The sequence below is a fragment of the Brucella sp. NBRC 14130 genome, from assembly GCF_040371715.1.
Taxonomy (GTDB): Bacteria; Pseudomonadota; Alphaproteobacteria; order Rhizobiales; family Rhizobiaceae; genus Brucella; species Brucella intermedia.
The window spans coordinates 315,392-337,090 of sequence record NZ_BAABTE010000002.1; the positions used below are offsets into that span (position 1 = coordinate 315,392).

Genomic DNA, 21,699 nt, shown 5'->3' on the forward strand with positions numbered 1-21,699 from the left:
GCGAGATGGAATGGGCGCGTCGGTTAACCGACGCTGCCCTCAAGCGAAATGCCGATAAGCTTCTGGGCTTCGACGGCGAATTCCATCGGCAGTTCCTGAATGACTTCCTTCACGAAGCCATTGACAATGAGAGCGATTGCCTCCTCTTCCGGAATCCCGCGCTGCATCACATAGAACAGCTGGTCTTCCGAAATCTTGGAGGTGGTTGCCTCGTGTTCGAACTGCGCCGTGGCGTTCTTCGCCTCGATATACGGCACCGTATGCGCGCCGCAATCATTGCCGATCAGGAGCGAGTCGCACTGGGTAAAGTTACGGGCATTCTCAGCCTTGCGATGGGCAGAAACCTGTCCGCGATAGGTGTTGTTCGACTTGCCGGCCGAAATACCCTTGGAGATGATGCGGCTCGACGTGTTCTTGCCGAGGTGCAGCATCTTGGTGCCGGAGTCTATCTGCTGATGGCCGTTGGAAACGGCAATCGAATAGAACTCGCCGCGGGAATTGTCGCCACGCAGAATGCAGGACGGATATTTCCACGTGATTGCGGAACCGGTTTCTACCTGGGTCCACGAAATCTTGGAATTATCGCCACGGCAATCGCCACGCTTGGTAACGAAGTTATAGATGCCGCCCTTGCCATCCTTGTCGCCGGGGAACCAGTTCTGGACCGTCGAGTACTTGATTTCGGCGTTTTCGAGCGCAATCAGCTCAACGACAGCCGCGTGCAGCTGGTTTTCGTCGCGCTGCGGTGCGGTGCAACCTTCGAGATAAGAAACATACGCGCCTTCATCGGCGATGATGAGCGTCCGTTCGAACTGACCGGTGTTCTTTTCGTTGATGCGGAAATAGGTCGAAAGCTCCATCGGGCAGCGAACGCCCTTCGGAACATAGACAAACGAACCGTCCGTGAAGACAGCCGAATTCAGCGTCGCATAATAGTTGTCCGAAACGGGAACCACAGAAGCCAGATACTTCTGCACCAGTTCGGGATGCTCGCGGATCGCTTCGGAAATCGAGCAGAAAATCACGCCAGCTTTGGCGAGTTCTTCCTTGAAGGTCGTGACGACCGAAACGCTGTCGAACACGGCATCAACGGCCACGCGGCCCGACGCATAGACATTATCGGACGGGTTGCCGTCGATTTCGCTCGGCTCGCCCTGCTTGCGAACGCCAGCAAGAATTTCCTGCTCGCGCAGCGGAATACCAAGCTTTTCATAGGTCTTCAGCAATTCCGGATCGACTTCATCGAGCGACTTCGGACCGGACTGGTTTTTCGGCGCCGCATAGTAATATGCGTCCTGGAAATCGATCTTCGGATAATCGACACGAGCCCAGGTCGGCTCTTCCATGGTGAGCCAACGTTCATAGGCCTTCAAACGCCATTCCAGCATCCATTCCGGCTCGTTTTTCTTGGCGGAAATGAAGCGGATGATATCTTCGTTAAGGCCCTTGGGGGCCTTCTCAGCTTCGATCGTCGTCTCGAAGCCATACTTGTACTGGTCCACGTCAAGGCCGCGGACCTGATCAATGGTCTCCTGCACTGCAGGCATCGGCGTTCTCCATCCTCGTCGGGGTCAAGGCCCGACAGTTGCAAACGTCAAGGCGATAATAGTCTTGATTACCGTCTCGATATAGTGTGCGTGGCCCTTCTTTAAAACCTCTCTAAACTGAATTTCAAGCGCCGGGTGCAAATTTGCCCGAAAAAATGCCGATTAAAACAATCAACTTATAAAACTCCCCCGTGAAACCGCGCTTGCAGGTAACATACGTCCCCGGGGCGGAACTTCAATTTCGGCTTGGGTCAGGCTCTTTTAGCGCGGCGCTCGACAATTTTGCGAAACACTTCGAGAAACGCATCGACCTGATCGGGCGTTGCGGTCGGCTCCAGTGAAACGCGGATCGCCCCCAGACTGTCTCCGTATCCCATTGCCGACAGGACATGACTGGGACCGACTTTGCCAGACGAGCAGGCCGAACCTGCTGAAAGAGCGACCCCGCCAAGATCAAATGCGATCTGCACGGTTTCGGCCTTCTGTCCTTCAAGCGAAAAGAATGTGGTGTTCGGCAGTCTGTTGACCGACTGGCCATAGATCACCGCGTCTGGTGCAATTGCGGCCAGCCCTGCTTCCAGCCTGTCCCGCATTGCCGGAGACCAGCCATCTCCGTCCAGCCGCGCTTTGGCGACATCAGCCGCGGCCCCGAAACCGGCGATCAGCGGCAGGGCTTCGGTTCCCGCTCTATGCCCCTTCTCCTGCCCCCCGCCGCGAACAAGCGCGCGCGGCATCATGAGATCGGAAATGGCAATGATGGCACCGACACCTTTCGGTCCGCCGATCTTGTGTGAGGAGATTATGAGATAATCACCGCAATTATCTGAAATGTCTAATTTAATGCGTCCAGCAGCCTGCACGGCATCGACGATGTAAATACCGCCAGCAGCTTTCACAATAGCGGCAATTTCGGCAACCGGCTGAATGATCCCCGTTTCATTATTGGCAGCCTGTATCGCCACGAGTGGCAGTCCGGCGCTTTTGTCGTGACGGCCGAGGGCAGCCTTCAGGGAATCAAGCTCCACGATGCCGTTTGCGTCGACCGGCAGCACCGTGACGTCCTGCGGGGCAAACTGGCCACCGGACAGCATGCATGGGTGTTCCGTCCCGCTCACATAGAGATGCGACAGGCGGACCGGCGACCGTCCCATCATGTAGTGCGGTGTCAGCAGCGTCGAAGCGGCTTCTGTTGCACCTGATGTAAAGAAAACATGGTCCGGCCTGGCATTGACGAGCGCGGCAACGCTGCGACGCGCTGCTTCAACGAGCGCGCGTGCGGCGCGGCCTTCACGATGCACGGAGGATGGATTTCCGGTAATGCCGAGTGCGTTGACGACCGCATCCCGCGCCTCTTCAAGCAACGGAGCACTGGCATTATAGTCCAGATAGAGCCTCTTGCCGCTCCCGTTCACCGTACCTATCTCCTAAACAAAATTCTGGAAGCGCAATTTTCTTGAATTTTCAATCAAGAAAAGCCTATTAAGCCCCCATAGGAACTGAAACTCGCTTTCAGTCTGTCGAAATTTCAAACCGGTTCTAGAAGCGGCGTCCAACAACGTCAAGTTTCGCCGTCCAGATCCGGTCTTCCCGTTACGAGCGGAGTACACATGCCAGAAGTCATTTTCAACGGCCCTGCCGGACGCCTCGAAGGTCGCTATCAGCCTTCCAAAGAAAAGAATGCTCCAATCGCGCTCATCCTTCATCCGCATCCGCAGTTCGGCGGCACGATGAACAACAAGATCGTCTATGATCTTTTCTACATGTTCCAGCAGCGCGGCTTCACGACGTTGCGCTTCAACTTCCGCGGTATTGGACGCAGCCAGGGCGAATTCGACCACGGTGCGGGCGAGTTGTCGGACGCGGCAAGCGCTCTCGACTGGGTGCAGGCGCTTCACCCCGACTCCAAGACGTGCTGGGTCGCCGGTTACTCGTTCGGTGCGTGGATCGGCATGCAGCTTCTGATGCGCCGCCCGGAAATCGAAGGCTTCATTTCCGTCGCCCCGCAGCCGAATACCTATGATTTCTCCTTCCTGGCGCCCTGCCCGTCATCCGGCCTCATCATCCATGGCGATAACGACAAGGTCGCGCCGCCGAAGGACGTGCAGGCTCTGGTCGACAAGCTGAAGACCCAGAAGGGCATCACCATCACCCAGACCACGATTCCGGGAGCAAACCACTTCTTCACCGGTCAGGGCGATGAACTCATCGAGGATTGCGCCGAATATCTTGATCGCCGTCTGGCTGGCGAACTGGTGGAAGCGCGTCCGAAGCGCCTTCGCTAACAAGCAATCCGGCAAGTCGTTTTCCCGATTTGCAGCGTCTCATCCGGCGGGTCTCCCGCCGGATTTTTCATGCGATGTTACCATCGCCGTCAAATGATTCGTCCTTTCATCTCCATCTCACGAGCGTGACATGCCGGTTTATGCTATCCTCGCTATCGCCATCGTGTCCGAAGTCATCGGAACGCTCAGCCTCAAGGCGTCCGAAGGCTTTACCCGGCTGGGACCATCCATGATCGTCATCGTCGCTTATGGACTGGCCTTCTATTTTCTTTCCCTGACGCTGAAGAGCATCCCCGTCGGCATCGCCTATGCGATATGGTCTGGAATAGGCGTGACGCTCGTTGCTTTGATCGGGTGGCTATTGTTCGGCCAGAAGCTCGACCTCGCCGCCGTGCTGGGCATGGGATTGATCATTGCCGGTGTCATTGTGCTCAATCTGTTTTCAAGCACCGCACAACACTGAGGCCAACGCCAGTCCCCCCAATAGATGAAGCCAAATTACCGGTTCGCAATCCGCCAATTCGGGAGTTTCCTTGTTATTGGCGGTTGATTGGTGCTAAAGGCGGACTTATCACATGGATGTAAGCAGCCGCTTGCGACCAGTTTCAACTTCGCCTTATCAGTCAGGGAAAAGGAATGTCCGGTTTCAAATCCGATTTTCTTCGCACGCTTTCCGAGCGTGGCTTCATTCATCAGATTTCCGATGAAAGTGGCCTCGACGAATTGTTGGCCAAGGAAACCGTGACGGCCTATATCGGCTTCGACCCCACGGCTCCGAGCCTTCATGCAGGCGGACTGATCCAGATCATGATGCTGCACTGGCTCCAGCAGACCGGCCACAGGCCCGTCGCGCTGATGGGCGGCGGGACTGGCATGGTTGGCGACCCGTCCTTCAAGGACGAAGCCCGCAAGCTGATGACCGAGGATACGATTGCCGAGAACATCGCCGGCATCAAGCGTGTCTTTGCCAACTACCTTACCTTTGGTGATGGCCCGACCGACGCCCTGATGGTCAACAATGCCGACTGGCTGCGCAACATCAACTATCTGGAATTCCTGCGCGATGTCGGCCGTCATTTCTCGGTCAATCGCATGCTTTCGTTCGATTCGGTGAAGACGCGCCTCGATCGTGAGCAGTCGCTCTCATTCCTCGAATTCAACTACATGATCCTTCAGGCCTACGATTTCGTGGAACTGAACAAGCGCCATGACATTCGCCTCCAGATGGGCGGTTCGGATCAGTGGGGTAATATCATCAACGGTATCGATCTCGGTCACCGTATGGGAACCCCACAGCTCTACGCCCTCACCTCGCCGCTGTTGACGACGGCATCCGGCCAGAAGATGGGCAAGTCGCTTGGCGGCGCCATCTGGCTGAACGCCGAAATGCTGAGCGCCTATGATTTCTGGCAATACTGGCGCAACACGGAAGATGCGGACGTGGAGCGGTTCCTGAAGCTCTATACGGCACTTCCGCTGGACGAGATCGCCAAGCTGGCCGCTCTTGAAGGTGTTGAAATCAACGAGGCGAAGAAAATCCTCGCGACGGAAGTAACGGCCATGCTGCACGGTCGTGACGCAGCCGAGGAAGCCGCGGAAACGGCGCGCAAGACCTTCGAGGATGGCGAACTGTCGGAAAACCTCCCGACGGTCGGCGTTCACAAGGCAACGTTGAACAGTGGCATCGGTGTTCTGGCATTGATGGTTCTCGCTGAACTGTGCACGACCAATGGCGAAGCCCGTCGCCATGTTGAAGGCGGCGCGGTGCGCATCAATGACGAGCCGGTCAGTGATCCCCGCATGATGGTCGACGCTGGTGCTCTGAACGATCAAGGCGTCATCAAGCTGTCGCTGGGCAAGAAGCGTCACGTGCTGATCCGTCCAGCATAAACCGGACGATCATGGAATGAACAAAGCCGGGCCTTGCGCCCGGCTTTATTGTGAGGGGCATCGTTAAAGCGGGAAAGCTTGTCGGCGGATCACCGTTCGTTGTATCCGAGCAATTGCTTGGTACGTGCTTCTATGACTTTCGCCCGGCAAGCCGGAAACGAAAGCACCTGTCCTTCACGTCCCCAATCGCCATTCGCGTAGAATTTGCAGGACGCTTCCTTGTAGCTGTTCCAAAGGCGCTGTTCGGCCAGCAAATCAGTCTTTGTCTGCCCATCAGCCTGACCGTAGGTCTTCTTCCATGCCGCGTTCAGCGCACTGTCGGCCCGCTTCACCCACGCGCCACCACACTCCGCCCAAGCGGAGTTTGTGCCATCGGATTGTTGAATGCATTTGTCGTAGAGAGAGTCCGCATTCGCATGCACCGCGGGCAGCAAGAAAGCCAGTGTCAGAAGGAGACGTTTCATCGTGCGCAACCTCGTTCAGATCGGTCGTTTTGCATTAGAACTCGAATATGGAGCGGAATATACCGGGAGCGATGACTGAAATCGGGTTGACGATCACCTGGGGCTGCTTGGCGCTTCCAGCAAGCTTGTAGGTAATTCCAATCAAGCCACGGTCGCGTCCGTTGCCGAGCAACGCACCCACGATAGGAAGCTCGCCGAACAGCCGGTTGACGCCGTAAGCGGGCATGAATGTGCCGGTGATGGACATGTTGCCTTGCTGGTCATAGAGCGTTCCCTGGAAGGTCGTACCGACGGCGGGTCCTCGCACAACTCCCTTCGACAGGTTCAGGTAGCCATTGCCCTTTTCGATCAGCGAGAAACCGCGCTCCACGTCAACACGTGATACGTCGATATCGCGTTTTACGGCCTGGTTGAGACTTGTGCCCCCATCTGAGGGTGGACTGGAAACGATCTTGGCCAGACGCGGTTCGTTGATAATGGCAAAGTTGCGTGCGTCGATCTGGCCGCGCAAAGGACCGTTGCCCTGTGCTGCAAGCCCGACTGTGATCTTGCCGCCGCGCATCTTGTCATAGAAGTCGAAAAAGCGAAGAACCGCGCCAGCATCGTTCGACTGAAGCGAAATGGAGCGCGCATCGCCCTGATCGTTGTTCGTCGCCACGAATGACTCACCGGATGATGTAACAGCGTTGACCGATACGCCCGAAACCTTGCTGCCAGCACTTTCATAGGAAACATTGACATTGCGCAGCGTTTCGCCGTTAAAGCCCCCGACCTCGTCGATCTGGGCGCTTACAACCACGCGTGGATTGCTGGATTTGCTGCCGCTTCCGCTTTTTCCCCCAAGGTCCGAGACCTGTTTGATCAGGGCGCGCGCATCGAATTGCGAGCCGCGCACATTGACACGATAGCTGTTGCCGCTCTTCGTCGCCTTGACCGCGAGGCTATCGTTTCTGTTCAGGCGTATGTCGCTGAAATTCGCGGACTGGAAGTCGCCTTTCGCGATCGAGAGATCGCCCTTGGCGCCGAAAGCATCCCCGGAAAAAACAAGATTATGGATGTCCATCTTGCTTTTGTCGTCAGGGCTCTGGACCAAATCGAAGGTGGCTTTCGCGGGTATGCCCGCACCCTTGCGCCATCCGAGCCAGGGAAGGTCAATCTGGGTCTTGCCGAGATCGGCCGAAACATGGCGCTTCCCGCCGTCCTCCATTCCGAGGTCAACCGACATCGGGCCCGAAAAGATGGAGTTCAGCCCCGGAAAGACCGCGTTGCGGGTCTTGTCGTCAATATCCAGCCGGACCTTCTGCTCGCGCTTGACCGAACCGGACCGATCGACCGGCTCGACCAGATTGATCTTTGCAGGAACACCGTCGAGCATCGCATCGGCGGTGATATTGGCGGCTGACTGATCGACCTTGATGCTGCCCGTCGCATCGCTGACGGACGAGCCCGCTATCGGCTTCGAAATATTGAGACCAGTAAAGCCAATATCGGCATTCCAGCGAAGCGTGCCGGGCGGCGGGTCCTTGGACACGGCAAAGTTTACTTTGACGCGCGATTTCACATCGCCAGTCACATCGCCGGGCTGAAAAGGCACACTCTTCAGGACGTCGATGGGCTTGTTCCCAGCTATTTCGGCAATGGCCGCCGCTTCGCCGGAGACACCGAGATCCAATTCGGCGATAACCGGGCGTTGCGGTCCCCACGGAATGATGAGCGTACCGTCCGACACATCAACCTTGCGGTTGTTCGGCGTATAGGCCACGCCTTTCAAAAGCTTGATCGTCGTATAGGCCCCTCGGACCGATATTTCACCCTCGGCGTCCCGCACGGGGGGCAGTTCTCCCACCACATCAAAGCGTGTGTCGACTACCCTGAAATCCGCCTTGATTTCATCGCCCGTCAATGGCGGCGGAAGGCCCGGCCCGTTGAAACGGCCGCCCGCAAGCGAAATATCGATGCGGCTATCCTTGAGCGTTCCGCCGAAAAGGTTTTTGAGCACCCATTCTCGGGCACCGTCCGCAACATCGATGGGCCAGAGATGCTTGGCGTCGGCCACAGGCATCTGGGGAATGCGCAGCAAGAAGATCATTTCCGGCGAACCGGCCCCGAATGCCATGCTTCCCTGACCAAAGAGCTGACCGTTCTCCGTCTGCACATCGAGATTTGCAAACTGGATGCGTTGCTGATCGGCCATGTAGCGCCCCGCTATCCGTGTTGCGAAGGATAACGGCGGATCGGTCGATTCCGACGGCATGCTCGTCGCCGAAGTGGTGAGCACCTCAAAGCGATACGTAGGCCCGCCCGTATTGCTTTCGGTTTCCGGCTCGGGTCCAAAAGCACCGTTGAACTGTGCCTGCAAACCGCCAAGCTGCAGGCGGGATGACTTGATCTCGATTTTACGGCTTCCGACCGCATGCTCAAGATTAAGGCGAACACCCCCGCGCACGTCCTCGACCTTGCCAAGTTGCATATCCAGATCATCAATGGCGAGTTCGGTCGCGAGACGTTCGGGCTTGTCACCGTCTGCGGCTGACCCCATCAGGGACAAGCGGGCCGATGCCTCAAGTTCGAAATGGGCCGGATTGACACGGTTGCCGTTTATGAGGGGAGCAACTTCCGGCGGAGAACCCAGTGCTATGGGAATGTCGCGAATATTCAGCTCAAAGCCTGCCAGGCTGTTATCGCCTGCATGCTGGTCAATCTTGCCATCCAGCGCAATTTTCTTGCCCTTCCAGATGACACTGCCGGTGATGCCGATCTTCCCGCCTTCTTCGATCAGGCGGGCCTCCTCGATATTCAGAACCTGCTGCTCATCGCCAACCTTGAATGCGACGGTACTGTTGAAAATGCCGATGACATGCGTGTCCTGCGCGCGCAAAAGCTCCAGGCTGCGGCGCATGGCAGCAAAAAGCTCGCCTGAAACCGCGTCGAAATCGAGAATGCCGTTTTCATCGTAAGGCAGCGACTTCCAGAAACCCGGCCCCTCCGTTTCCGGCATTTCAAAGGACACACCGTCCACTTCAAGCTGGGCGACGCGCACCTTGCCGGTCAAAAGCGGCAGCGGCGCCAATCCGAGACGCACCGACTTGATTCCGCTGATTTCAACACCCTGCTTTGGATCGGCGATCGACACATCCCGGGCCTCGAGCGCAACATGGCTGTCCTGATCCAGCGACAGCGCCGCACTACCGATGGAGGCCGATGCGCCTTCTCCGAGAATATGCGTCAGGCTTTTCTGCGCTTCGTCACGCAAAAGATTGCTGTCAACGCCGCTGCGAAGGATGACGAAACCGGCACCTGTGATGAGAACCAGAAGAATGCAGACCGATAGAACTGCATGGGAACAGCGCGATAGAAAAGAGCGGCTCGAACGTGCCGGGCCGGGCAAAAAGCCTCCCTCGCCATCAGCGGCGAGACGCTCGATTCTTTTCATCTCCCGCTTGCTGAAGCGGATCTTCTGCGGTTTCTCTGTCAACAACCCAGCCAGAAAAAGAGTGCCATGCCAAACGATCCCTTAGAATTTACTTTCGTAAGTGATCGTAATCACCTGTTTTATAAGCAGTTCGTCACTTGTGCGACATGCATGAACTGGCAGCCTTGCGCTTATCAACTACCGTCACGATGACGCCGCGAATGGTTGCACAAGCCTTGCCCGAATGCGATAGCTCAGACTGTAACAGGTGGTTTCCATCCTAATCCATAAAAGAAAGGCGCAGATATGGCTCATCCCCAAGTTGGCGATCCGGCACCCGATTTCACTCTGCCTTCGGATAATGGCGAAATCTCCCTGTCATCCCTTAGGGGCAAGCCGGTGGTCATCTACTTTTATCCGAAAGACGACACTTCCGGCTGCACCAAGGAAGCGATTGCCTTCTCCCAACTGAAGCCGGAATTCGACAAGATAGGGGTTCGCGTCATCGGCCTTTCTCCCGACAGCGCGACGAAACACGCGAAATTTCGCAAGAAGCACGACCTGACCGTCGATCTTGCCGCGGATGAAGACCGGGTAGCGCTTGAAGCCTATGGCGTATGGGTGGAAAAAAGCATGTACGGCCGCAAATATATGGGCGTGGAACGCACGACGTTCCTGATCGATGCGCAAGGAAAAATCGCTCAGGTCTGGAACAAGGTGAAAGTAGACGGTCATGCCGATGCGGTTCTCGAGGCTGCACGCGCGCTTTGAACGATGACAAACAAGCCATCTTACGAACAGACGCTGCGCGGCAATGCCATCCGCGCCATATCCGCCAGCGATCTTGACGAAAAGGTCCGGCTGACACGAGAAACTGCGGCCCGCTGGTTTGGCCGCACATTGTCGGTTCGCAGTCCGCTCGATCCGCCCTTGCCCGAGCGTCCCGGACGGCCTGAAAAGCCGGAACTCGTACCTCCGCGGATGCTGAAGAAGCGATCGCTCAACACGGAACACGGGCGCATCGCCTTGATGCACGCCCTCGCCCATATCGAGCTGAACGCCATCGATCTTGCGCTGGACATTGTTGCCCGTTTCGCCGCCAAACCGATACCACGCAGTTTCTTCGACGGCTGGATGAAAGTCGCCGATGATGAAGCCCGGCATTTCACACTGCTGCGTGATCGCCTCAAGTCGTTGGGTGCGGATTACGGCGACATGCCCGCCCATGATGGACTCTGGCAATCCGCCCACCAGACCCGCAACGATCTCGAAGCCCGTCTCGCTGTCGTACCGCTTATTCTCGAGGCTCGTGGGCTCGATGTGACCCCATCCTTGCTGGAGAAAATGATCGAGACTGGCGATCATGAGACCGCTGCAATTCTGGACGTCATCTACAATGACGAGAAAACGCATGTCGCCGTCGGCGCCAAATGGTTTCGTTTTTTCTGTGCCCGGAACAGAATCGACCCGGTCGCGAGATTTCAGGAGCTGGTGCGTGCAAATTTCCGCGGCGACCTGAAGCCGCCCTTCAACGAACTGGCTCGTGCCGAAGCGGGCTTGACCCCGTCCTTCTATCGTTCGCTGTCCCCGGTATCCATCTAGCCCTTATCCCGCCGACCCCTTCGGCAAAAACAAACCTCGTCGCACGGCCCGCGCAAGCTCCGAATGTAAAGGTCTGTTAACCCTAATAAGTTGTAATCAAGTAAGGGAATCGAGAAGGGGCATGCGGCTGGCATGACTGGGAATCAGGCGAAAACATCCACGAAAAAGGTGTTCGGAGAGCGCAAGGAACCGCCTGTCCTGATTATTGCGCGCGGCGAAAAGATCAGCCATTTCACGTTGCGCCCCTGGATGACAGTTCTTGGCGGCGCGGTGTTTCTCGCTCTCTCGGCAGGATATCTTGGCGCGACGGCTTACCTGGTGCTTCGCGATGATCTCATGAGCGCCGGCATCGCGCGCCATGCCCGCAACCAGCAGCTTTATGAAGACCGCATTTCAGCGCTTCGCACCGAAGTTGACCGTATCACCAGCCGACAGATGCTGGATCAGCAGGTGATGGAGAACAAGGTTGCTGAACTGATGCAGCGTCAGCAGACATTGAGCGCACGTGACGGCAAACTTGCGCCACTGCTGGAACGGGCTTCGCAATTGCAGCCAATGCCGGAAATGCCTGCGGAAACGGCGCCGGATATTGAGCAGCACAGCCAGTATATCCCCAATGAAGCCCTTGCCGGACGCGATTTCCCCGGCATCGATCCAATCATCACCGGTCCTGTGCCCGGAAAATTGCCGACTGGAGAGCCTGATCGCCGTGCGGATGCCGGTTCGGTGGGATTGCGCCTTTCTGGCGGGATTTCGGGTGAATCAACGCTTGAAACTTCCGACAAGATACTTGCCACCATCACCCATAACCTTCATCGCATCGAAAGCGAGCAGAATGGCAAGGTGCGTGTGCTGGCCGATGCCGCCTACGAAAAAGCAGACAGCATTCTCGACACTTTGAACGCCGCCGGACTGCGTATCGAAACGCCCGGCAACGCATCTGTGGCGATGGGCGGACCGCTTATCCCGGTTTCGTCGCCCGGCACAGTGGTTAATGATTTCGACATGCAGTTGCGTAATCTCGATAGCGCGCTTGACCGGCTCGATCAGGTCCGCAAGCGTGTGAGCGCCCTTCCCCTTGCCAATCCGGCTCCAGGGAACCCCCTAACCAGCCTGTTCGGCGTGCGCCGTGATCCGTTTCTCGGTACGGTTGCTTTTCATTCCGGCATCGATTTTCGTGCAGCCTACGGCCAGACCGTAAAGTCCACCGCAGCGGGCAAGGTCGTGAAGGCAGGCCGTTTCGGCGGGTATGGCAATATGGTCGAGATCGATCATGGTAATGGCTTCTCGACCCGTTTTGCGCATCTAAGCCGGGTCCTTGTACGCGACGGGCAGCAGGTTGCCGCCGGAGTTGTTGTCGGCGAAGCGGGAAGCTCCGGACGTTCGACCGGCAGCCACCTGCATTATGAAGTCCGTGAAAACGGACGTGCGGTCAATCCGGTCAATTTTCTCAAGGCCGGAAAACAGATAGAGCCGTTACTCTGAGTTTCTGAAACGAAAACCCGGCCGGAGCCGGGTTTTTTTGTTCTGTGCCGTGCAGATAGTGAGCAATCAATCGATATCGTCGATCAGTTCACCGCCGCCCTGAATACGGTGCGCGAGCGCGGCTTCCATGAACGGCGTGACGGAACCATCCAGCACTTCCTGCGGGTTGGTGCTTTCCACACCGGTGCGCAGATCCTTGACCAGCTGATAGGGCTGCAGGACGTAGGAGCGAATCTGGTGTCCCCAACCGATATCGGTCTTGGTGGCATTCGCTGCATCCGTCGCCGCTTCGCGCTTTTTCAGTTCCTCTTCATAAAGGCGAGCGCGCAGCATCGACCATGCCTTTTCGCGGTTTTTGTGCTGTGAGCGTTCCGCCTGGCACTGCACCACGATCCCGGTCGCAATATGCGTGATACGCACTGCCGAGTCGGTCGTATTGACGTGCTGCCCGCCAGCACCCGAAGCGCGGTAGGTATCGATGCGAACATCTGCTTCCGTGACCTGCACGTCGATATTGTCATCGATGACTGGATATACCCAGATGCTGGCGAAAGACGTATGGCGACGGGCGTTGGAGTCATACGGCGAAATACGGACCAGACGATGTACGCCCGATTCGGTCTTCATCATGCCATATGAGTTGTGCCCCTTGACGAGAATGGTCGCGGACTTGATGCCCGCTTCTTCGCCTTCGTGCACTTCCATCACTTCGACCTTGCGGCCATTGCGTTCCGCCCAGCGCGTATACATGCGCAGCAGCATCGACGCCCAGTCCTGGCTTTCGGTGCCACCGGCACCGGCGTGCACTTCGACATAGGTGTCGTTCGCATCGGCTTCGCCCGACAGGAGCATATCGATCTGGCGACGGTCGATCTCTTCCTTCAGTTCGCGGATGGTGTTTTCCGCATCCTGAATGATCGACTTGTCATTTTCTTCCTCGCCCATGGCGATCAGTTCGATGCTGTCGTTCAGCGTCTGGGTCAGATGATTGATGCCATTGATGCTGTCTTCCAGCTGCTGGCGCTCGCGCATCAGCTTCTGGGCTTCCTGGGCATCATTCCAGAGTGTGGGATCTTCAGCTTTCTGGTTGAGATAGCCGAGACGTTTTATCGCCTGATCCCAGTCAAAGATGCCTCCTCAGCAGGCTTATGGCCTGCTGGATTTCGTCAACCAGCGTCTCGATTTCCGCGCGCATGGGCAAATCGTTCCTTCAATATCATTCTATTCAATTGAGAAGCTGAGCCGGTCGTTACGAGGCCCAGACTTTCGGGCATGGACAGACAGTCCAGGCGCCGCGGACCATAGTGAGCACGCGGCGCAGTGTAAAGGGTAAAGCCCCGTTTTTCCCGGTCAGTAAAGTCCGCCCGAACCTGAGTTGATAGCGCGGGTTGCCTGCGGCGACTGCGGCGCAACCGGAGAACCTTCGCGGAAGGAATCCATGCCGATGACAGAATAGCTGTCGGATGGTCCCGTACCCGGCTTGAAAGCTTCCATGATCACATTCGGATCGCCCTGATTGGCACGCATACCGGTCTTGCGGTTGATAGCGATGACCGTCATGCCCTCAGGTACGCGGAAATCCACTTTCGGCGTTCCGGCCAAAGCCTGCTCCATGAAGGACTTGAACACAGGCGCTGCGAGACCGCCGCCCGTATTGCCGCGGCCAAGCGGTGTGGGCGTATCATAGCCCATGAACACGCCCACTACGAGATCGGGCGTGAAACCAACGAACCAGGCGTCCTTCTCATCGTTGGTCGTACCGGTCTTGCCAGCCATCGGGCGGTCGAGGCTCTTCAAAATCTGCGCCGTGCCGCGCTGAACGACGCCTTCCATCATCGAGGTGATCTGATAAGCCGTCATAGGATCGAGTACCTGATCCCGATTATCGATCAGCGTCGGCTCGTCCTGATTGGCCCAGTCCTGTGCATTGCAGCCTTCGCACTGGCGCGCATCGTGCTTGAACACGGTCTTGCCATAACGATCCTGAATGCGGTCGATCATCGACGGCGTTATGCTCTGGCCGCCATTCGCCATGATGGAATAGGCCGTCACCATGCGCAGAACGGTCGTTTCACCGGCACCAAGCGCCATGGAGAGAACGGGCAGCATCTTGTCGTAGATGCCAAAGCGTTCCGCATATTCAGCGACGAGCTTCATGCCCATGTCCTGCGCGAGACGCACGGTCATGACGTTACGTGACTGTTCGATACCGTAGCGCAGCGTGGACGGGCCAGAGAACTTGCCCGAATAGTTCTTCGGCGCCCAGACGCCCAGCGTACCGCCCTGATTGACTTCCAGCGGGCCGTCCAGAACCACGGAAGCCGGCGTATAGCCATTATCGAGGGCCGCAGCATAGACGAACGGCTTGAACGACGAACCGGGCTGGCGATAGGCCTGCGTTGCGCGGTTGAACTCCGATTCCGCGTAGGAAAAGCCGCCGACCATGGCCAGAACACGGCCTGTGTGCGGGTCCATGGCAACAAGCGCGCCCTCGAGTTTCGGCGGCTGCTGGAGACGGAAACGAGATTCGCCGGACTTGGAGACATAGATAATGTCGCCCGCTTTCAGCACGCCTTCCGGTGATTTGGCGCTGGTGCGCTTGCCACCGATATTCACGATGCGCATCGCCCACTTCATATCATCGGCCGCGATAAATGCGCGCTTGCGCTCCTTGCTGCGCGAGCCCGATGCCTCAAGCGGCGGCTGCAGACCGATATCTGCGCCAGCGGCGGAAACATTGAGCACGATCGCAAGCTGCCACTCGGGCACATCCGCATAGGACTGCATGTCGCCGAATGCCGTACCCCAGTCGTTGCCAAGTTCGACATTCTTCATGGGGCCACGCCAGCCGCGAGCCTCGTCATAGCGCAGCAGCGCAGCCTGCAAGGACTTGCGCGCCTCGACCTGAAGGGTCGGGTTCAGCGTGGTGCGAACGGAAAGGCCACCTTCGTAAAGCGCATCGACGCCATATTTCTGGATTATCTGGCGGCGAACTTCTTCGGTGAAATATTCCGAGGCAAACACGTAATGGGCGTCCGAACGCTCCTTCACGCCCAGCGGCTGCTTCTTGGCTTCGGTCGCTTCTTCCGCGGTGATGTAGCCGTTTTCACTCATCCGGTCGATGACCCAGTTGCGGCGCTCGATGGCGCGCTCTGGCTGGCGGAACGGGTGATAATTGTTCGGGCCCTTCGGCAAGGCGGCAAGATATGCGCTTTCGGCGATGGAAAGTTCGCCGACCGATTTGTCGAAATAAGTCAGAGCCGCGCTGGCAATACCATAGGAACCAAGACCGAAGAAGATTTCGTTGAGGTAAAGCTCGAGAATACGGTCCTTGGAATAGGCCTGCTCGATGCGCATTGCAAGGATGGCTTCCTTGATCTTGCGATCATAGGTCTGTTTCGACGTCAGGAGGAAGTTCTTTGCAACCTGCTGCGTGATTGTGGACGCGCCTACCGGACGGCGACCGGACCCCATATTCTTGACGTTCGTCAACATGGCGCGGGCAAGGCCGGCGAAATCAAGACCATGATGCTCATAGAAAGTCTTGTCTTCAGCCGAAACGAAAGCGGCCTTCACGCGGTTCGGCACCGCCTGAATAGGGATATAAAGACGGCGCTCACGGGCAAACTCCGCCATGAGGCTACCATCGGAGGCATGAACGCGCGTCATTACAGGCGGCTCGTATTTTGCGAGCACCTCGTAATCTGGCAGATCCTTCGTGAGACTTCCGACGTAAAGGGCGACGCCACCTGCCACGAGGAGCATCAGCACCGTTCCGATCCCGAAGAAATATCCGATAAGCCTTACCATAAATGCGGAATCCTGCCTTCAGATTATTCACATGATAAGGGTCAATGCACGAACAGCCAACCCTTTAACCCAATTATGCCATGAGGCAATCACTGGCTTAGTGACCAGCAAATGAGTCAAAGGCAAGATGGTTTACGTGTTTTTACCAATTTAACGCTGCTGCTTTCGCCTGCATGACGAAAATCCGTTAAACTGTTGCAAGCCTGCATCTTATAAGATGTTGCGCATTTAAGAGACATCGCCACAGTTCTCCATATTTCAGGGTCCCTACCCTTTGCTGAGGCTTGCGGGATGTTTCAGCGCTTCAAACGCCTTGATCGCAATCGCAAGCCTGTCCGCGAGCTTCTTGCGCCACTCGGGGTTGCTGATAAGCTTTTCGTCCTCGGCATTGGACAAATATCCGATTTCGATCAGCACGGATGGCACGTCCGGCGCGCGCAGTACCTGAAAACCGGCAAAGCGATGCGGATTGTTGATGAGGTTCACCTGTCCTTGCAGGGAGTGAATCACCTTTTCGGCAAAGCTCAGCGAAAATGTGTGCGTTTCACGCCTGGTCAGGTCCAGAAGAATATCGGTAACCTCGGGCTGCTCCTCGGGCGCCGCACCTGCAAGGGTGTCGGACTTGTTTTCCCGCTCAGCCATGGCGCGCGCTACAGAGTCCGATGCCTTGTCGGAAATCGTATAAACCGTCGCGCCGCGAATATCGTGCTGGTTGATCGTATCGGCATGGATGGAGATGAACAAATCCGCTTCGTGCTGGCGGGCGATCCTCACCCTTTCGGAAAGGCGCAGAAAAGTGTCGTCCTCGCGCGTCATGAGAACCTTGATGTTCTTGTCCTGCGCCAGACGATCTCTGAGAGCCTGCCCGAAAGCGAGCGTCAGGTCTTTTTCCTTGATGCCGCTAAGGCTTTCCGCGCCACTGTCAATTCCACCGTGGCCGGGGTCGATCATGATCGTGAACGGGCGAGCCGTCCCATTCTGCGACGCGGCCTGGACCGGCTTTTCATCGCGATCGGTGGAACTGGTTATTTCCTTGCGGCCCTGCAACTGATCCGCAAATTCCCGGTCCGAGGTCGCAACAATATCCGCCACAAGGCGATAGCCTGATGCGCTTTCATTTTTCAGAACGCGCAAATCCTCAACCTTGAACGGACCGCGGAGTGTCAGGATGAGGCGCGAACGCCCCTTGCCCACGAGGCCGTAGCGAACGCGAGACACGAGACCCCGGGGCTCCAGACTCTTTTCATCGAAACCGAAGCGTGTTTCAGGCAGGTCGACGACAAGCCGATGCGGATTATCGAGAAGCAGGGTCGACAGCTTGGGCTCCCTGTCGAACATGACGACGATGCGCGTCCGCAAATCGTCGCCCGCCATCCGGAAAGTCAGCGCAGCCAGCGGCGAGGCCACGCGATCGGCCGCATAGACGGAGACGGACTGGACCAGCAGAACCGACAAAAGGGCCAACAACGCCAGAAGGCATCGCAAATTCAGCAATCGTGTCATCGCGTTTTCAGCGCTTCGAAAATGCATCGGCTGCCACAATCAGGAACATCATTTGGATGACTGGTATCAATAATCGCGATACCGGCACGTTTGTCCTGCACCCTCTCGCTCGAATACCCATTGAAACACTCGTACAGAACTACAGTTAATGAAGGATTTCCAGCCGTATTTCGACCTTGAATCGGGCCTATACTCAGCTTTCGGCGAAATTGCGATGCGAAAGTCAAATGATATTCGCACTTGTCATCGTTCAAACGACGCCATAAAAGCTATGGAAGGTTTTGGGTGAACTATCAGAATCGTTTGCCGGTTCTCTAAACGAACCGCAAGGAATGGTAGCGAAAACAGCGGCATATTCATTCGTCGCCCCCAATAACCGGCACAGAATTCAGCGGAGATGTGGCTCCCCCGCCCTCCGTTTCCATCGGCCGACTGCGCATCTTTACGTGCTGTCGCCAACGCTCGAAAAGAGCAAAGAGGTCGGCCCGGCTTTCCCGGGTCATATATGAGGTCGTTTCGTTCGGAACAGCTATGGGTCAAGCAAGACTGACCATTGCGAGCCTGAAGACCGTGATCGCCACGAGGCCATCGCGCGCGGAGGCAGCAGCTTTTATTCCGACGAACCCAGAACCATCCGGCAGATGCAACGCAATGAGCACGACAGCCCGCAGGGTTTCGTCCGGCGCACGCGTTTTGCGTCTTCGCGCCGGCAGGAAAGACAATAATGTCCAACAAAATGCTTATAGATGCCTCCCACCCGGAGGAGACCCGGGTCATCGTTACTCGGGGCAACAAGATTGAAGAATTCGACTTTGAGTCGGAACATAAGAAGCAGCTGAAAGGCAATATCTACCTCGCACGCGTCACTCGCGTCGAACCTTCGCTTCAGGCTGCGTTCGTGGAATATGGCGGCAACCGTCATGGCTTCCTCGCATTTTCGGAAATTCATCCCGACTACTACCAGATCCCGGTAGCTGATCGCCTTGCGCTGCTTGAGGCGGAAGCCAAAGCCGCACGTGCGGAAGACGACGAAGACGAGCCGCGCGCCAAGAGTGAGCGGAGCGAGCGAAATGATCGGAATGACAGGTCTCGCCGTAACCGGCGTCGCGGACGCCGTGACGGCCAGAACGGCGACGCGCAGGCCAATGCGTCCGACAACGGATTGCCGGCGGCCGAGCCGGTTGGTCCGGCATTTGAAAATTACGTGCCCGGCACACCGGCCATGGCCCTCTCGCAGAAAAGCGATGTGATCTCAGAAGCCCTCGATAACGGGGATGAGGATGACATAGAACATGAAGAGGACATGGTCGAATCCGTTGGTTCGGAAGACGCGCTTGAAGAGCTTCCGACGCATGCGCGCACCAATCGCCGCCAGTACAACATTCAGGAAGTGATCAAGCGTCGCCAGATTCTTCTGGTTCAGGTCGTCAAGGAAGAGCGCGGCAACAAGGGCGCGGCTCTCACCACCTATCTCTCGCTTGCGGGACGCTATTCGGTTCTGATGCCGAACACTGCGCGCGGCGGCGGCATTTCGCGCAAGATCACCAACCCTCAGGACCGCAAGCGCCTCAAGGAGATCGTAAAGGAACTCGAAGTGCCGCAGGGCATGGGTGTGATCCTGCGCACGGCTGGCGCAAACCGGACCAAGGCCGAAGTCAAGCGCGACTACGAATATTTGATGCGTCTTTGGGAAAATGTGCGCACGCTGACGCTGCAATCGACGGCGCCTGCCCTCGTCTATGAGGAAGGCAGCCTGATCAAGCGTTCGATCCGTGACCTTTACAACAAGGACATTTCGGAAATCCTCGTTTCCGGCGAAAACGGCTACCGCGAGGCCAAAGACTTTATGCGCATGCTCATGCCGAGCCATGCCAAGGTCGTCCAGCCTTACCGTGAGCAGGTGCCCATCTTCACACGCAACGGTGTGGAAGCCCAGCTCGACCGCATGTTGCTGCCGCAGGTCACGCTCAAATCGGGCGGCTACCTGATCATCAACCAGACGGAAGCGCTGGTTGCCATCGACGTCAATTCGGGTCGCTCGACACGAGAGCATTCCATCGAGGACACGGCGCTCCAGACCAACCTGGAAGCTGCCGAAGAGGTTGCGCGCCAGCTGCGCCTGCGCGACCTTGCCGGCCTGATCGTCGTCGACTTCATCGACATGGAAGAAAAGCGTAACAATCGCGCTGTCGAAAAGAAGATGAAGGACTGCCTGAAGGATGATCGCGCCCGCATTCAGGTGGGTCGCATCTCGCATTTCGGCCTTCTGGAAATGTCGCGCCAGCGTATCCGTGCATCCGTGCTTGAAAGCACGATGCAGGTCTGCCCGCATTGCGGCGGCACCGGCCATATCCGCTCGGATTCCTCCATGGCGCTGCACATCATTCGCGGCATCGAGGATTATCTGCTGCGTCATTCCGGTTTCGACATTCACGTCCGCACACCGGCTTCGTCGGCGCTTTATGTCCTCAACCACAAGCGACAGCTTCTGGCTGATCTGGAAGGACGCTTTGGTGTAGCGATCAGCATTGACGCCGATGAGAGCGTCGGCCACCAGCATTTCGTCATCGACAAGGGTGCGCCATCCACACGGCCTATCACCCAGCCGCCGGTGCAGCCGATGGCCTATATCGAGGACGATATCGAAGATCCGGAAATCCCGGTCGATGAGGAAGAAGCCGAAGAAGAAACGAAGGCTGATGTTCAGGCTTCTGAAGAGCGCGGTGAAGAAGGTGACCGCAAGCGCCGTCGCCGTCGCCGTCGTCGCGGCGGTCGTGATCGCGAGGGCCAGGAGCAGTCCGCGAAGTCCGACTCCGTCTCTGAAGAATCGTCTGACGAAGACGATGATGCAGATGAGTCTCAGCAGACATCTTCCAATGCTTCGTTGAGCGAGGAAGATCGTCGCAAGAAGCGCCGCCGCGGTCGCCGGGGCGGTCGCAAGAATCGTCGCGACGATGAACCGCGTGCGCGCAAGGTTCCTGATCCCGAGTTTGTCGGTTACACGCCGGTCCTGCCGGTAAAGATCGAGGAAACAGTAGTCGAAGAAATAGCAGCCGTAGCGGTCGAACCAGCCGCAGAAGCCGCGGAAACGCCTGCTCCAGCGGTAGAACCGGTGGCCGAAGAGAAGCCAGCCAAGCCTGCACGCAAGCCCCGCGCCCGCAAGTCTGCTAAGACTGAAGATGCGGCTGAGGAGGTTGTTGCAGCAGAGGCAGAAGAAAAGCCTGCGAAGCCCGCCCGCAAGACCCGTGCTCGCAAGAAGGCGGTCGAAGAGGCTCCTGCCGAACCGGTGGCGGTTGAAGCCAACGGCGAACCCGAAGCAGCAGCGGAAAAGCCCAAGCGGCGTACCCGGCGAGCAGCGGCAAAGCCAGCGGCCGAAGTCGAAGACACGGTGGCGGTTGAAGCTGACGTGGCGACGATTGCCGAACCGGAGAAAAGCGCGGAGCCTGTTGTGACCTCAAGCGAAAGCGAAGAGCAGAAGCCCAAGCGCGCCGGCTGGTGGCAGAAGAAGGGCTTCTTCTGAGAACCGCTTCAGGATTGAAATGAAAAAACCGGCGGAAACGCCGGTTTTTCTTTGCTTTAGAGCGGTTCCTGCTCTGACAGAGTCGCCGGAACCGCTCTAACTATTTGTTTTATCGCATTATCCAACGCATCGTTTCACACTTTTGCTGGAAATGCTCCAGAAGCTTAGTTTTCCAGGGCCCGAA

At 57.1% G+C, this 21,699-nt stretch carries 15 protein-coding genes; 7 read left to right on the plus strand and 8 right to left on the minus strand.

The genetic code is table 11. From position 1 onward, the window contains the following. Positions 1–23: 23 nt before the first annotated feature. Both sufB and ABWW28_RS05015 read right to left on the minus strand, forming a co-directional pair. Complete coding sequence (gene sufB / locus ABWW28_RS05010) at positions 24–1,547, minus strand: Fe-S cluster assembly protein SufB (protein WP_006466708.1); 1,524 nt, start codon at positions 1,545–1,547, stop codon at positions 24–26. A gap of 251 nt (positions 1,548–1,798) precedes the next feature. Then, complete coding sequence (locus ABWW28_RS05015) at positions 1,799–2,959, minus strand: cysteine desulfurase family protein (protein ID WP_021585089.1); 1,161 nt, start codon at positions 2,957–2,959, stop codon at positions 1,799–1,801. Between the two features lie 195 nt (positions 2,960–3,154). Here ABWW28_RS05015 and ABWW28_RS05020 point away from each other — a divergent pair, with 195 nt between their 5' ends. The 3 genes from ABWW28_RS05020 to tyrS all read left to right on the plus strand — a co-directional run bounded on the left by ABWW28_RS05020 (position 3,155) and on the right by tyrS (position 5,719). Beyond that, a complete protein-coding gene (locus tag ABWW28_RS05020; protein ID WP_006472141.1) occupies positions 3,155–3,829 on the plus strand; it encodes an alpha/beta hydrolase in 675 nt (224 codons plus the stop codon). Between the two features lie 130 nt (positions 3,830–3,959). Continuing rightward, positions 3,960–4,292, plus strand: coding sequence for a DMT family transporter (locus ABWW28_RS05025; RefSeq protein WP_021585088.1), 333 nt, complete (start codon positions 3,960–3,962; stop codon positions 4,290–4,292). Positions 4,293–4,465: 173 nt separating this feature from the next. Continuing rightward, a complete protein-coding gene (tyrS, locus tag ABWW28_RS05030) occupies positions 4,466–5,719 on the plus strand; it encodes a tyrosine--tRNA ligase (RefSeq protein ID WP_021585087.1) in 1,254 nt (417 codons plus the stop codon). An 89-nt stretch (positions 5,720–5,808) separates the two neighbouring features. Here the strand turns inward: tyrS and ABWW28_RS05035 are convergent, their stop codons facing one another. Both ABWW28_RS05035 and ABWW28_RS05040 read right to left on the minus strand, forming a co-directional pair. After that, entirely contained in the window at positions 5,809–6,183 is a 375-nt protein-coding gene (locus ABWW28_RS05035) for a lysozyme inhibitor LprI family protein (protein WP_021585086.1), read from the minus strand. A 34-nt stretch (positions 6,184–6,217) separates the two neighbouring features. Then, positions 6,218–9,616: an AsmA family protein gene (locus tag ABWW28_RS05040; RefSeq protein ID WP_031345990.1), complete on the minus strand. Its 3,399-nt coding sequence runs from the start codon at positions 9,614–9,616 to the stop codon at positions 6,218–6,220. A gap of 285 nt (positions 9,617–9,901) precedes the next feature. On the opposite strand from ABWW28_RS05040, the gene bcp reads away from it, so the two are divergent. The 3 genes from bcp (at position 9,902) to ABWW28_RS05055 (ending at position 12,682) form a co-directional block, all read left to right on the plus strand. After that, complete coding sequence (bcp, locus tag ABWW28_RS05045) at positions 9,902–10,366, plus strand: thioredoxin-dependent thiol peroxidase (RefSeq protein WP_021585084.1); 465 nt, start codon at positions 9,902–9,904, stop codon at positions 10,364–10,366. 3 nt (positions 10,367–10,369) lie between these two features. Then, a complete protein-coding gene (locus tag ABWW28_RS05050) occupies positions 10,370–11,197 on the plus strand; it encodes a ferritin-like domain-containing protein (protein WP_021585083.1) in 828 nt (275 codons plus the stop codon). Between the two features lie 132 nt (positions 11,198–11,329). Further along, positions 11,330–12,682 (plus strand): M23 family metallopeptidase, encoded by a 1,353-nt coding sequence (locus ABWW28_RS05055; RefSeq protein WP_021585082.1) that lies wholly within the window; start codon positions 11,330–11,332, stop codon positions 12,680–12,682. Between the two features lie 66 nt (positions 12,683–12,748). Here the strand turns inward: ABWW28_RS05055 and prfB are convergent. The 4 genes from prfB to ABWW28_RS05075 all read right to left on the minus strand — a co-directional run bounded on the left by prfB (position 12,749) and on the right by ABWW28_RS05075 (position 18,717). Then, positions 12,749–13,877, minus strand: a protein-coding gene (gene prfB, locus ABWW28_RS05060) for a peptide chain release factor 2 (RefSeq protein WP_100647369.1) whose coding sequence is annotated in 2 segments (ribosomal slippage) — positions 12,749–13,807 and positions 13,809–13,877 — 1,128 coding nt in all. Because the reading frame shifts where the segments join, the coding sequence is not laid out codon by codon here. 155 nt (positions 13,878–14,032) lie between these two features. Then, the gene (locus ABWW28_RS05065) at positions 14,033–16,492 is read right to left on the minus strand and encodes a penicillin-binding protein 1A (protein WP_021585081.1); all 2,460 of its coding nucleotides are present in this window, start codon (positions 16,490–16,492) and stop codon (positions 14,033–14,035) included. 267 nt (positions 16,493–16,759) lie between these two features. Beyond that, the gene (locus tag ABWW28_RS05070) at positions 16,760–17,995 is read right to left on the minus strand and encodes an N-acetylmuramoyl-L-alanine amidase (RefSeq protein WP_021585080.1); all 1,236 of its coding nucleotides are present in this window, start codon (positions 17,993–17,995) and stop codon (positions 16,760–16,762) included. A gap of 536 nt (positions 17,996–18,531) precedes the next feature. Then, positions 18,532–18,717 carry a hypothetical protein gene (locus tag ABWW28_RS05075; RefSeq protein ID WP_006466695.1) on the minus strand — a complete coding sequence of 62 codons (186 nt, stop codon included), beginning with the start codon at positions 18,715–18,717 and terminating at the stop codon, positions 18,532–18,534. Between the two features lie 2 nt (positions 18,718–18,719). Between ABWW28_RS05075 and ABWW28_RS05080 the strand changes: the two genes are divergently transcribed. Further along, the gene (locus ABWW28_RS05080) at positions 18,720–21,515 is read left to right on the plus strand and encodes an Rne/Rng family ribonuclease (RefSeq protein ID WP_021585079.1); all 2,796 of its coding nucleotides are present in this window, start codon (positions 18,720–18,722) and stop codon (positions 21,513–21,515) included. Positions 21,516–21,699 lie beyond the last annotated feature (184 nt).